This is a genomic window from Ruegeria halocynthiae (genome assembly GCF_900106805.1).
Lineage (GTDB): Bacteria > Pseudomonadota > Alphaproteobacteria > Rhodobacterales > Rhodobacteraceae > Ruegeria > Ruegeria halocynthiae.
In genome coordinates this window covers 183634-196500 of sequence record NZ_FNNP01000004.1, presented here as the reverse complement: position 1 = coordinate 196500, position 12867 = coordinate 183634, and the positions used below count along the sequence as shown (strand labels likewise).

The window sequence follows — 12867 nt, the reverse complement described above, 5'->3', positions numbered from 1 at the left end:
TCACCTTTATCTGTGATCGCGCGCGCCGGGATCAAGCGGGATGTTCGGCCAGATACCCTTCGAAGGTCACATTGTCGGCAACTTTGCGCGCCGCGACTTCCTGCTCGGGCGAGCGTATAGTCCAGCACAGGATCGGTACACCTTGCGCTTTCAATTCGGCGACTCGGGGGCGGTCCAGATCTTTGGCTTCGTGGCTGATGAAGCTTGCGCCGACACGTTCGAAATCGGGGATTTCGCGCAGGTGATCGCAGACCACCCGGGGCAATAGCTCGACCTTGGGATCGTAGGAACAGGTGACCAGTCCACGCGGCAGGTGCGGGGCAAGCCGCGCCAGTTCCGCGACCGAGTGCGGGTTGAACGACATCAACGCCACCGGGCCATCGTAGCCCTGCAGAGTGCCTACGACATCCGCTTCCAGCGCACCAACATCCGGCCCCATCGCGCCATCCTGATCCTTCAACTCGATCAGCAAAGGCACCCGACCCGCAACAAGGTCCAGTACCTCTTCCAGTGACGGGATGCCCTCGCCATCGGAATTCAGCAAAGGCTGCGCCTGAGCCTGCGCCGCCGTGATCTGCTGAATCGGACCAGACTGTCCGGTCAGGCGAGTCATGTCGTAGTCATGAAACACCATGGCGCGGTTATCGCGGGTGCGCTGCAGGTCAATCTCGATCCCATATCCAGCGTCAATCGCAGCACGAATGGCGGCCCGGCTATTTTCCGGGCGCTGATCTGTAACGTCATGCAGCGCCCGATGTGTAATCGGACGCCGCAGGAATTCGGACGGTAGGGACGGTGTCATTGAACCTCGAATATGCCTTCGATTTCGACCGCGACACCCAGCGGCAGCGACGCGGCACTGACAGCCGAGCGGGAATGACGCCCAGCCTCACCCAACGCCTCGACAAGGAAGTCGGACGCGCCGTTGATCACCTGCGGCTGCGCGGTGAAATCAGCGGTCGAGTTCACGAAACCGGTCAGTTTGATCACGCGCACCAGCTTGTCGATATCACCGCCACACGCCGCCTTGACCTGTGCCAGCAGGTTGATGGCGCAGACCTTGGCGGCTGCGGCGCCTGCATCGATTTCCATGTCATCGCCCAGCTTACCGGTGATAAGATCATCTGCCTTGGAAATCTGGCCCGACACATAGACGATATTGCCGATGCGTACGAACGGAACGTAGTTGGCTGCCGGCGCAGGTGCGTCCGGCAAGCTGACACCCAGGCTATCCAGTTTTGCTGCAATGCTCATGTGGTTGATCCTCATCTCACAGTGATTCAGCGCGGACGCTAACCGGGAAAGCCGGTTTCGGAAAGCGGGAAAGCGGTGTTTTTCCCAATGCCCGCGAACTGCGCGGGTCTCCTCTTGTTCAGGAAGTGTTGAATTCGTGTCACTTTACGTTGCCCCATCGGCTGAGGTAAACGCGAGTCGTTGTTTCATATCCTGCGCAAAACCTCTATGTGAGACCAATTGCGCCACCAAGAGCGCAACCGCTGTATTGATTGAAGGCCCGACACACCAACGGGTATTTTTGGAGTAAAGAAGACAGTGCCAAGCTACATTCGCCTGAAGCACCTGATCATTTTAGCAATCATGACGGTTCTGTCGGCATGTGCAACGCAGCCACAGGACTCGGCAGCGCGGGGTGATATTTTCGATCCATATGAGGGAACCAACCGCGGCATTCACAAGTTCAATCTGGGCGTCGACCGATTCCTGTTTCGCCCAGCCTCAAAAGGTTATGTGAAGATTGTGCCCGATCCGATGGTCACCAGCTTCAATCACTTTGCAGAGAACCTGACAATGCCCGGCCAGGCGCTGGATTACCTGTTGCAAGGCAATCTGAAACAGTCAGGCAACGCATTGCTGCGGTTTCTGATCAACTCGACTGTTGGCGGTTTTGGATTGTCCGCCCCGGCGGATGAGTTGAACCTGCCCCCCGTCGATACGGATTTCGGCGAAACCCTGCATGTCTGGGGCTTTGGCGAAGGCGCTTATGTCGAACTACCCCTCTACGGTCCCTCGACCGCCCGCGACGCGGTGGGTGTGGTCGTCAATCTGTTCTCCAACCCGATCAACTTTTCTCCGGTGCGCCCGGTGGACAATATCGGTGTATATGCCGAGGTCGTCCGGCGCATGGGGGATCGTGGCCGGTTCTCGGACACTGTGGATTCGATTCTATATGACAGTGCCGACAGTTACGCGCAGGCGCGCACAATCTACCTGCAAAATCGCCGCTTTGAACTGGCAAGGGATGATGAGGACGCCTATTTGGGTCTGTATGATGATCCCTATGCCACCACCGGGACCGATCCTGTCAGAGACCCCTATCTTGACCCGTACGAGGACCCCTATGCAGAATAATCCGTTGAATCGACGTCGTTTTGTGGCAACCGCCCTGACCGGGTTGACGGTTGCAGCATTACCTCTGCCCGCTTTTGCATTAACCGAAGCCAGCGCCAAACAGCTGGTCGACAGCGTGGTGGCCGATATCACCCGCATCATCGACTCAGGCAAATCCGAAAATGCCATGCTGCGCGATTTTCAGAAGCTCTTTGTGCGATATGGCGATGTTCCGATCATGGCCCGTTATGCGCTAGGTGCCGATGCGCGCACGGCCTCGTCTGCACAACTTCGTCAGTTCACCAAGGCGTTCGAGGGCTATATCGCGCGTAAATACGGCCGCCGGTTTCGCGAGTTTATCGGCGGCGAGGTCTCTGTACGGAATGCCCGCAAGATCAAAACCGGTTATGAGGTCAGAACTTCGGTCAAACTGCGCGGTTCATCGCCGTTTGAGGTGACTTTTTTGGTTTCCGACAAATCCGGCAGCGGCAAGTTCTACAACATGTTCATCGAAGGCGTGAACCTGCTGTTGACCGAACGTACCGAGATCGGCGCGATGCTGGATGCCCGAAAGGGCAATCTTAATCAGCTGATCAAGGATCTGAAAAACACCGGCTAGTCCCCGGTATCAAAAGCGACTGTGCCGCCGATCCATCCCCGGCGGCGGCACAGTGGCGATCCCTTGTCAGAAGACGTGGGTCAATTCAGCCGTTCACCGGTTTCCTTGGCGAAGTAGGACACTTTGCTCATGTCAAAGGCTAGGTTCAGTGTTTTTCCCGCCTGCGCGCTGGTTTCGGCATGTAGGCGCGCTGTCACCTGTTTACCTCCCAATTCCGACACGACATAGGTGTCTGCCCCGGCGGGCTCGACCATATCGACCATGCATTCGGCCTCTTGCACGCCCGCTCCGGCGCGGAAACCGGCCTCGGCAATGTCTTCCGGGCGTAGACCAAGAATGACATCCTGCGGCAGCGACAAGTTCCGCGCATCGTTCAAAACCAGTGTTTCGCCGGATTCGCGCGCAATCGATATCTGGGTGCCTGACCCATTGTTCGACGCTTGCGCCGGGATCAGGTTCATTGCCGGAGAGCCCATGAAATCTGCCACAAACAGGTTGGCCGGGTTGTTATAGATCTCGGCCGGTGTTCCGATCTGCTGCACGATACCACCTTTCAGGACAACGATCTTGGTCGCCAGCGTCATCGCTTCGATCTGGTCATGGGTGACATAAACAATCGAAGCGTCCAGCGTCTGGTGTAACTTCTTGATCTCAGTCCGCATCTCGACCCGCAACTTTGCGTCAAGGTTCGACAATGGCTCGTCGAACAGGAACAGCTTGGGATCGCGTACCAGTGCCCGTCCCATCGCTACGCGCTGGCGTTGACCGCCCGACAACTGGCTGGGCCGGCGGTGCAGCAGCGGCTCAATCTGCAAAAGTGAGGCTACATCTCTCAGCTTTGCATCCATCGTAGCCTGATCAACCCCACGCACTTTCATGCCGAAGGTGATGTTCTTGGCGACCGACATAGTTGGGTAGAGAGCATAGGACTGGAATACCATCGCGATATCACGATCTTTGGGGCTGACATGGGTCATGTCCTTGCCGCCGATCGCCAACGTGCCGTCGGTAATTTCCTCAAGCCCTGCAATGCAGTTCAGCAGGGTAGATTTACCGCAACCCGAAGGGCCAACCAGCACCAGGAAATCACCCGGTTCGATCGAGATGTTGATGTCTTTCAGAATTTCGACTGGGCCGTAATTCTTGTAGAGTTTGTTGATGTCGAGAATGGGAGCCATGAGTTTATCCCTTCACTGAACCGGCGGTCAGGCCGCGGATGAAATACTTACCGGCAACGACGTAGACGAACAGCGTCGGCAGCCCCGCGATGATCGCGGCGGCCATGTCGACGTTGTACTCTTTGACGCCGGTGGTGGAGTTTACGATGTTGTTGAGCGCCACGGTCACGGGCTGCGTGCCCGCCTGGCTGAACGACACGCCGAACAGGAAGTCGTTCCATATCTGCGTGAACTGCCAGATCACGGTCACCACGATGATGGGCAGCGACAGCGGCAGGAAGATCGACCAGAAAATCCGCATGAACCCGGCCCCATCAACACGGGCTGCTTTGGTCAGCTCGGCCGGAATGGTGACATAGTAGTTGCGGAAAAACAGCGTGGTGAAACCCAGCCCGTAGATCACATGGACAAAGATCAGACCCGGAATGGTTCCGGCGATCCCCATCATGCCCAGCAATCGCGCCATCGGCAGCAAAACAACCTGGAACGGGATGAAGCAGCCAAACAGCATCAGCGAGAAGATGATGTTGGCCCCCTTGAACCGCCACTGCGCAACAACATAACCGTTCAGCGCACCTATCAAAGTCGACAAAAATACTGCAGGCACCGCGATCAGAACCGAGTTCCAGAAGTAAGGCCGCAGGCCTTCACATTGGATACCGGTACAAGCCCCGGACCATGCGGTCTTCCAGGCGTCAAAGCTGACCTCTCGCGGCAGCGAAATCAGAGACCCGGTGCGGATTTCCTCAAGGCTTTTCAGTGATGTCGTCAACATCACGAAGAGCGGCATCAGGTAATACAGCGCGAACAGGCCCAGCAGGATGTAGAGCAACCAGCGCAAGGCAATTTTGCTTGTGTTGCTTTGGCTGCGTGTTTGGGTTTGGGGCATCGACAGATCAGTCATTTTTCGCCCTCAATTCTGAGTAAAGGTAAGGAACCACGATGGCAAAGACGACGAGCATCATGATCATCGCGGAGGAAGCCGCCTGACCGATGTCGCCGCGCGAAAACGCCATGGCGTACATGTAGGTGGCTGGCAGATCGGTTGCGTAACCCGGACCACCACCCGTCAGTGCGATGACCAGATCAAAGCTCTTGATTGCAAGGTGGGCGAGCACGATGAAGGCGGACAGGAAAATCGGAGCCATCGAGGGGATGATGATCGCCGTATAGATACGCCATGTGGGGATACCGTCGACCTGCGCGGCCTTAATGATTTCCCCGTCCACCGACCGCAACCCGGCCAGAAACAGCGCCATCACAAAGCCGGAGCTTTGCCAGATCGCAGCGAGGACGATTGTGTAGATCGCGTAATCCGGATTCACCAGCCAGTCGAATTCGAAATTCGGAAACCCCCAGCCCTGAACCATGGATTCAATGCCTAACCCTGGGTTCAGGATCCACTTCCACGCCGTACCAGTCACGATCATCGACAGCGCCATCGGGTACAGGTAAATCGTGCGGATTGCCCCTTCGACGCGGATTTTCTGATCCAGCAGGATGGCCAGCAGCAGGCCAAGTACCATCGCGATCACGATGAACAGCGCGCCAAAGATATACAGGTTGTTGATTGCCGTATCCCAGCGGGGCGAGTCGAACAGGCGTTCATACTGAATGAAGCCATGGATCTCGTATTTCGGCAGTAGTTTCGATCGGGTCAGCGACACCCATGCGGTCCATCCGATAAATCCGTAAACAAAGATCAATACGGCGATGAACGACGGTGCCAGCACCACCTTGGGCAGGTGGTTTTCCAGCCATTCGGACATTTTAGCCTCCGGGGAAAGATGCTCTGCCCCGCATTATAGGGGGCAGAGCGTATTGGATCAGTAGCTGTTTGCTACCGCGTCCGCCAGTTGCTGAACCGCGTCAGCCGAGGACATATCTGAGTTGAAATGCGCGGTCACAACGTCCGTAATCGCACCAGCCTGCGATCCACGCAGCGCCATGCCATGGGCGTAGGACGGCAACAGTGAACCACCGGCCGAGGTCGAACCCATGTCTTCGGCCGAAATCTTGGCACAGATGTCAAACGCATCCAGCGCGACATCGGTCCGGGCCGGGATCGAACCCTTGTTCAGGTTAAATACTTCCTGGAAGTTCGGCGCAACGATCAGCTTGGCCAGCAGTTCCTGTCCGGCGCGGTTGTCGTCACCTTCCACTTCGAACATGGCAAAGCTGTCGACGTTGTACAGATAACCGTCGCCGGGGGTCGAGGCGCACAGGAAATCTTCGCCGGGCTTTTTACCGGCAGCCAGGAATTCACCCTTGGCCCAGTCACCCATGATCTGGAACGCAGCTTCGCCATTCATCACCATGGCCGTCGCAAGGTTCCAGTCGCGGCCAGAAAAGTTCTCGTCCACGTATCCGCGCATTGTACGCATCTGGTCAAAGACCTGAATCATCGTATCCGAAGTCAGCGCCTCGGGGTCCAGATCAACGAGGGCCTTCTGATAGAACTCAGGGCCACCCAGACCCAGCGCTACCGCTTCGAAAACGGTGGCGTCCTGCCAGGACTGACCGCCATGGGCCAGCGGGATCACACCAGCGGCCTGCAGTTTCTCGGCAGCTGCATTGAATTCTTCCCAAGTGGAGGGCATTTCAATGTCATTAGCGGCCAGAATGTCGGCATTCGCCCAGATCCAGTCGATGCGATGCACGTTCACGGGTGCGGCGCACCACGTGCCCTCGCACATCATGTGTCCTGCAATCGACGCGGGCAGAACCTCGGCCCAGCCTTCGGCTTCGGCCACCGATGAAATGTCAGCCAGAACGCCCTCTTCGTACCATTCCTGAATGGCGGGGCCTTTCAGCTGAACCGCAGTCGGTGCGTTGCCAGCCAGAACTCGGGCACGCAGCGCAGTCATCGCGGCATCGCCACCACCGCCAGCGACGGGCATGTCGGTCCATGTACCGCCGTTCGAGGCAAATTCTTCTTGCAGAACCGCGACCGATTTCGCCTCACCACCGGATGTCCACCAGTGCAGAACTTCGGCCTGCGGTTCAGCCACAACGGACGACCCGGCCACAACGGCCAATGTCGAAACGGTGGCAAATGCAAAACGCTTCATATTGATCTCCTCCCTGAGAATTCGGTGCCACCCATAGGGCGGCCATGCTCGATATAGCGCTAACGGAATGCCACATGGCAACGCAGAATGCAGAGTAATATCCTGACAAGGTGGAAATTTTCACCGCTTTTGTTACCGCGTGTTACGTTGGGCTTGAATCCGTTTCCATTCGTTACAATGGGCGGTGGCGGAGAATGATAAGGAGGACGATCAGAGTGGGCATTCCCCGACTTCTGGTGGTGGACGACGATTCGGAGATGCGGTCGATGATGACCCAGTTCTTTCAGCAGAACGGGTGCATCGCACTGCCCGCCAGTTCGGAAAGCGAAATACGTTCTCATCTGACCTCGGGGCGGATCGATTTGATCCTGCTGGATGTGATGCTTGGCGATGAAAATGGCGTTGAGATCTGCGCCCGACTGCGGCACGAACAGGACGTACCTATTATTCTGGTCTCTGCCCTGTCAGCAGATCATCAACGCATGGCGGGTTATGAGGTTGGTGCAGACGACTACATCGCCAAACCGTTCAACCCACAGCTTTTGTTGGCTCGCGTCCGCGCGGTGATGCAACGCGCACAACGCTCCTCTTCTCTGGCGTATCGCCGCCGCACCCGCACCTTTCATTTTGATGGTTGGGTCTATGATGGCAAAAGTGATGAAGTGCATTCACCCGAAGGCTATCTGGTTTCTTTGTCGCAACGGGAAACCGCCTTGCTGAAGGTTCTGCTGGCAAATCCGCATATTCCGTTGACCCGGGATGAGATTGCCACCGCACTTGATGTCACCGGTGAAGCCGACAAACCCGAAGCGCAGGGTCGAGCCATCGACATGCTGGTGGGACGGTTGCGGTCGAAAATCGAGACCAATCCGAAAGACCCTCAGATGCTGCGCACCGAACGTGGGGTTGGATATCTCTTTACCGCCGACGTCTCGGTGGATGAGGACGCATGACCCTGCGTCTGCGCAGTTATGGTTGGCTTTGGACGCTGACGGCCTTTGCCGCAGGCCTGATATCAACCGGGATGTGGTATGCATCGGCTCAGGCTTGGAACCGGTATCTGACCAACTCGTTCGTGGCCGGGTTCACCGTCTACGAAGAGCTACGCACCGGAATGGCGCCACCTCCAGGCATATTGATCACTCCCATACCCGCTGCGGCCGCTGCTCTGGCAGAAACAGGTGAGTTTCAGCAAATGTCGGGGTTTTCGGATCGCCGCTTTGTCACCAACCTGTCGATCCTGACTGATAGTTCGGCCCCACTGAGTGGGCGTGAGCTGACTTTGGCTGTGCTGTCAGATCAGCTCGTTTACCCGGTATCAGATATTGTATCGGGCAGCGATCAGACCGGGCCCGAAAAGATGGGTAATCTGACGCGCCTGTTGGCAACCTATTGCAGCGAACCGATCCTGATTGCGCAATACGGACGTGGGGTTTGGAAGCAGATCGATGGCACAGATATCTGGGGGTGCAAAGCCGCTCCGGTTGATCTGCGACTGCCCGCGATTTTGCTGGGAGTTGTCGCGTTGGCAGCGCTGTTGACCTCGGTTGGAAATGTTTCGGACAACTTCACGCGCTTTGCACAGGCACTTGGTGATCGCAAACGCCGTGGAGGACCACAGAGTTATGATGCGGATGGGCCGGAAGAGTTGCGTGATATCGTGGCTGCCGTGAATGACCACCTTGAGGCTGAGCGTGCGCAGCTTGAGAAACGCGCAATCGTGTTGTCGGGTGTCAGTCACGATCTGGGTACGCCAGCAACCCGCGTCCGGCTACGCGCGGCTTTGATTGACGATGCCGAACTGCGAGAAAAGCTTGAGGCGGACGTGGATCAGATGACCGGCATGATCGAAAGCGTGCTGACCTACACACGATCCGAACTCAGCGTCGAGGAGCCACGTCCAATCTCTCTGACTTCACTGGTCGAGGCGTTGGTGGCTGATTATCAGGATATGGACCGGCCCGTGTTGCTTAAAGCGGTTGAACCGGTTGCGGTCAAAGGCGCGCCTTCGGTCTTCATGTCGCGCCGAGGGCACGGGTCGCTGCCGGAAACGCGGCGCATCCTGGTAATGGGGCGGCCGATCTCCCTGAAACGGGCCCTGACCAATCTGATCGACAATGCCCTGAAATATGGTCGCCGCGCCGAAGTTGCGTTGGAGACCGACGCGCAAACCGCCACAATCATTGTCGAGGACAAGGGCACCGACATGTCGGTCGAGGATATCGAGGCGCTTTTGGCCCCGTTTCAGCGCGGATCAAACACAGGATCCTCTGACGGTTTCGGGTTGGGCCTGACCATTGCAAGCACCGTTGCCGAGCAACATGGTGGTACGCTGAGTTTCGAAGCCGGAGACCAAGGCCTGCGCGCCCGTCTGCAGATCACCCGGCAATAGATCAGGGCATGTAGCTGCGCACCAAAGCGCTGGCAACCAAAGCCCAGCCATCCGCGATCACGAAAAACGCCAGCTTGAACGGCAATGCAACTGTGGCCGGTGGCACCATCATCATCCCCATCGACATCAGCACCGCTGCCACGACCAGATCGATGATCAGGAAGGGCAGGAAAATCAGAAATCCGATCTGAAAGGCCCGCGCGATTTCGGACAGCATGAACGAGGGCATCAGAACGGACAACGGCGCATCGGGAGACATCTGCATCGCGGCACCATCCGGACGCAACGCCGCCATCGCATGAAACGTGTCAGCGTCCAGCCGCGCGGCCATGAAGCTGCGAAACGGCACCAAAGCACGTTCGAGCGCCGGTTCCACGTCGAGCGTTTCCGCGACCATGGGCTGAATTCCCTCCTCCCACGCCTCGGTGAAAACCGGCTCCATAATAAAATAGGTCAGAAACAGGGCCAGACTGACGATCAGCATGTTGGGCGGCGACTGTTGCAGGCCGAGGCCCTGGCGCAGGATCGCCAATACGGTGATCAGAAACGGGAAACATGTGATCATGATTGCCAGACCGGGTGCCAGACTCAGCACTGTGATCAGCAAGATCAGCTGGATTGTCCGGGTCGAAATCGACCCGCCCTCGCCCAGCGACAAAGACAGCTCCTGTGCGGCAACGCCGGAGGGAATGACCAGCAGCAGCGCCAGCCAGATCAGATGGCGCATCAACTGATCCCGTTCTGCAGGTCCGAAATCTCGGTCAATCGCACCGCCAGTTGCCCGGCCTGGTCGCCCTCCATCTCCTCCAGCAGACCGCGCGCGACCAGTTGGTCACCGACATACAGATCCACCGGATCCTCAATCCGTTTGTCCAGCGTCAGCACGGCATTCTCGCCCATACTCAGCAGATCTCGGATCAGAGGTCGCGCACGCCCGACCGAAACCGTAACTTCGATAGGGACCGTTTCAAATGGGTTTGGTTTTTCGGGTTTAGGAGGTTGAGGATCACTCATTTGACAAAGCCTCTCTTGCTTCAAACAGATATGCGTCGAACGCTGTGGCGATGGATTTGAGCAGCGCGGCGCAATCCATCTCGCGCCGGGCGATGCCGACCTGCAGGCGCGCCTGCCCCGGTAGCAGAGACGGGTCTTCGACCAGTTGCAGACGCGGAGAGATGTCCTGCGGCAGAAGCGCCGCGACCTGCTCGGAGGTTCCTGCTGGTACTGTCAGGTGCATCGGCTGCCCGATCTGTTCCCCCGCCATTTCACCCAGCTGCTCTGCCAGTCTGGTGGCAAAGCCACGTTCGAAGGTTTCCGGTAACACAACCTGAACCAGGCTCTGAAACATCGGTTCCAGCGATAATGTCATGCGGGTCATAGCTTCCTGATAGGTAAAGGACAGATCCGATAGCGTTGCTGACAGATCTGAACCAAGCTGCGCACGCCCCTGTTCCTGCGCCTGAACCGCATCGTCCCAGCCCGCGCCATAGCCTCGTTCAAACGCCGCAAGACGTTGTTCTTCCAATGCTTCCTCATCCAGAAGATGCACCGCGACACCGCTGGCCGGAGCTGTAAAATCCTCAAGGAGATGGGCAATCGACATCATACCTTCTCCTCGCCGTCCTCTAACCAGCTGCGCAGGATTTCAACCGTTTCCTCCTGCTTGTCGCCAATCATGGCGCGCAAGCGGTCGACGGGATCCTCACCACGCACACTGCCAATCGCCGGGACACTGGGTTGCGCAGGGTCTGGGAGCGATGTGAATTCCTGTGTGTCGCCGGTCGCAATCTCTCCGGTGAGGTAAGGTGCCGGGCCCACCTCGGGCAAGGGGGCCGCTGGCAACAGCGCCGGTGCTGCAGATTTTGTCAGGATCGGACGTATGACAAACAGACCCAAAACAAGGGAAACCAGTGCCAGAACCATCATCTGGATCAGCGACATCGCATCGAGATGAATCCTTTGCCAAATCGACGCCGACACCAATGTGCCCTGCGGTTCGATCGCCGGCAGATCAAGCGATTTCAGAGTAATCACATCGCCACGTTCGGCATCAAAGCCAACGGCCGAGGCAACAAGCTCTTCCAGCGCATCAAGTTCGGACTGGGGCATGGGCTGAAAGCTTTCAGCACCAGTCGCATCCACCGTCCGCACGCCGTTGACCAACACCGCAACGGTCAAACGCTTGATGGCCCCCGGTGCGCGATGCACCTCGAGTTCCGTTTCGGAAACCTCATAATTCACACGCTCGCGCGTCTGGGTGGCGTTCGAATTGGATTCGTCACCGCCGGCCCCATCGCCATCCGGCAGGTTAGAGGCCACAGTCACATCTGCGGATTGGTTGCGCGCGCTGTCGGATCTTTCCTCGACATCCGTGCTGATCGCAACGCGTCCTTTGGGATCAAAGCGACGTTCGCGGATCGATTCGGTTTCGGTCACCGTATCCACGCTGATCTCGACCACCGCGTTGCCGGCGCCGACCCGGGCTTCGACCAACCGCAACACTTTTTCGCGCAACTGACGCGCCTTGTCATCAGCGGTATCGGCAGCCACGGCCGTTTCCTGAGCTCCGATCACAGTACCGTTCGAATCGACCACAGTAACGTTTTCCGGCGCCAATCCACTGACGGCTGAGGCCACCAGGAACCGAATGGCTTTCGCCTGTTCGCCGGTGATCTGTGCCCCCGAAGCGACCAAATAGACCGAAGCGGTCGGCGCAACGCTGCGCTGAAACGGATTGGACGAGCCATTGGCGATATGCACACGGGCCTGACTGACATGGGCGCTGCCAACAATTGTACGCGCCAGCTCACCTTCCTTTGCCCGCCAATAGGCCGCATCGAACATCTGCGATGTGGTCCCGAACCCGCTGAGCGAATCCAGCAGCTCGTACCCGCGATTGCTGTTTGCGGGCAGCCCTTCACTGGCCAGCGTCATGCGCAGTTCATCCCGTTGCGCACCGGTTACGTAGATCGAACCTCCGCGTATCTCATACGGGACCCCGCGTTGATCGAGCGAGCGCACGATATCTCCGGCTGCTCCGCTTTCCAGCCCCGCATACAACAGGGTCATCGAAGGCGCAGTGGCAATCCGTGACATCACAAGTACGCCCAGAAACACCAGCGCCACGGCACCGGCCACGATAAATTGTTTGCGCCTGTCCAAACTTGCCCAGACAGTTCCGATCTGCTGCACGCTCACCTCCGACTCACCGACATTCTGCTCGGCTCAGCTCCTGTTTGGACGATTGCCCTTAACAATCGG

14 protein-coding genes are annotated in these 12867 nt (G+C 57.7%); 4 read left to right on the top strand and 10 right to left on the bottom strand.

All coding sequences use genetic code 11. The annotated features are described in order from the left end of the window. Positions 1-31: 31 nt before the first annotated feature. Both BLU89_RS13255 and BLU89_RS13250 read right to left on the bottom strand, forming a co-directional pair. The gene (locus BLU89_RS13255) at positions 32-802 is read right to left on the bottom strand and encodes a glycerophosphodiester phosphodiesterase family protein (protein ID WP_074737311.1); all 771 of its coding nucleotides are present in this window, start codon (positions 800-802) and stop codon (positions 32-34) included. After that, the gene (locus BLU89_RS13250) at positions 799-1254 is read right to left on the bottom strand and encodes a RidA family protein (RefSeq protein ID WP_074737310.1); all 456 of its coding nucleotides are present in this window, start codon (positions 1252-1254) and stop codon (positions 799-801) included. The genes BLU89_RS13255 and BLU89_RS13250 overlap by 4 nt, the downstream gene beginning before the upstream one ends. Before the next feature lie 297 nt (positions 1255-1551). On the opposite strand from BLU89_RS13250, the gene BLU89_RS13245 reads away from it, so the two are divergent. Continuing rightward, a complete protein-coding gene (locus BLU89_RS13245) occupies positions 1552-2367 on the top strand; it encodes an MlaA family lipoprotein (RefSeq protein ID WP_074737309.1) in 816 nt (271 codons plus the stop codon). After that, positions 2357-2965 (top strand): MlaC/ttg2D family ABC transporter substrate-binding protein, encoded by a 609-nt coding sequence (locus BLU89_RS13240; protein ID WP_074737308.1) that lies wholly within the window; start codon positions 2357-2359, stop codon positions 2963-2965. Before BLU89_RS13245 ends, BLU89_RS13240 begins: the two co-directional genes overlap by 11 nt. 80 nt (positions 2966-3045) lie before the next feature. Here BLU89_RS13240 and BLU89_RS13235 read toward each other — a convergent pair whose 3' ends face one another. From BLU89_RS13235 to BLU89_RS13220, 4 genes are read right to left on the bottom strand one after another with little or no spacing between them, the layout of a single operon-like run. Next, positions 3046-4143 (bottom strand): ABC transporter ATP-binding protein, encoded by a 1098-nt coding sequence (locus BLU89_RS13235; protein WP_074737307.1) that lies wholly within the window; start codon positions 4141-4143, stop codon positions 3046-3048. 4 nt (positions 4144-4147) lie between these two features. After that, complete coding sequence (locus tag BLU89_RS13230; protein ID WP_074737306.1) at positions 4148-5047, bottom strand: carbohydrate ABC transporter permease; 900 nt, start codon at positions 5045-5047, stop codon at positions 4148-4150. Then, a complete protein-coding gene (locus BLU89_RS13225; RefSeq protein ID WP_074737305.1) occupies positions 5040-5912 on the bottom strand; it encodes a carbohydrate ABC transporter permease in 873 nt (290 codons plus the stop codon). The genes BLU89_RS13230 and BLU89_RS13225 overlap by 8 nt, the downstream gene beginning before the upstream one ends. A 57-nt stretch (positions 5913-5969) precedes the next feature. Then, positions 5970-7214: an ABC transporter substrate-binding protein gene (locus tag BLU89_RS13220; RefSeq protein WP_074737304.1), complete on the bottom strand. Its 1245-nt coding sequence runs from the start codon at positions 7212-7214 to the stop codon at positions 5970-5972. 215 nt (positions 7215-7429) lie between these two features. Here BLU89_RS13220 and BLU89_RS13215 point away from each other — a divergent pair, with 215 nt between their 5' ends. Both BLU89_RS13215 and BLU89_RS13210 read left to right on the top strand, forming a co-directional pair. Then, a complete protein-coding gene (locus BLU89_RS13215; RefSeq protein ID WP_074737303.1) occupies positions 7430-8167 on the top strand; it encodes a response regulator transcription factor in 738 nt (245 codons plus the stop codon). Further along, entirely contained in the window at positions 8164-9606 is a 1443-nt protein-coding gene (locus tag BLU89_RS13210; RefSeq protein ID WP_074737302.1) for a sensor histidine kinase, read from the top strand. Before BLU89_RS13215 ends, BLU89_RS13210 begins: the two co-directional genes overlap by 4 nt. A gap of 1 nt (position 9607) precedes the next feature. On the opposite strand, the gene fliP is transcribed toward BLU89_RS13210, so the two are convergent. Genes fliP through fliF form a run of 4 tightly spaced genes read right to left on the bottom strand, consistent with a single transcriptional unit; the run spans position 9608 to position 12798 of the window. Beyond that, positions 9608-10333, bottom strand: coding sequence for a flagellar type III secretion system pore protein FliP (fliP, locus tag BLU89_RS13205; protein WP_074737301.1), 726 nt, complete (start codon positions 10331-10333; stop codon positions 9608-9610). Beyond that, complete coding sequence (locus tag BLU89_RS13200) at positions 10333-10620, bottom strand: FliM/FliN family flagellar motor switch protein (protein ID WP_074737300.1); 288 nt, start codon at positions 10618-10620, stop codon at positions 10333-10335. Before BLU89_RS13200 ends, fliP begins: the two co-directional genes overlap by 1 nt. Further along, the gene (locus BLU89_RS13195) at positions 10613-11209 is read right to left on the bottom strand and encodes an ABC transporter ATP-binding protein (protein WP_074737299.1); all 597 of its coding nucleotides are present in this window, start codon (positions 11207-11209) and stop codon (positions 10613-10615) included. The genes BLU89_RS13200 and BLU89_RS13195 overlap by 8 nt, the downstream gene beginning before the upstream one ends. Beyond that, positions 11209-12798 (bottom strand): flagellar basal-body MS-ring/collar protein FliF, encoded by a 1590-nt coding sequence (gene fliF / locus BLU89_RS13190; RefSeq protein WP_074737298.1) that lies wholly within the window; start codon positions 12796-12798, stop codon positions 11209-11211. Before fliF ends, BLU89_RS13195 begins: the two co-directional genes overlap by 1 nt. Between the last annotated feature and the right edge of the window lie 69 nt (positions 12799-12867).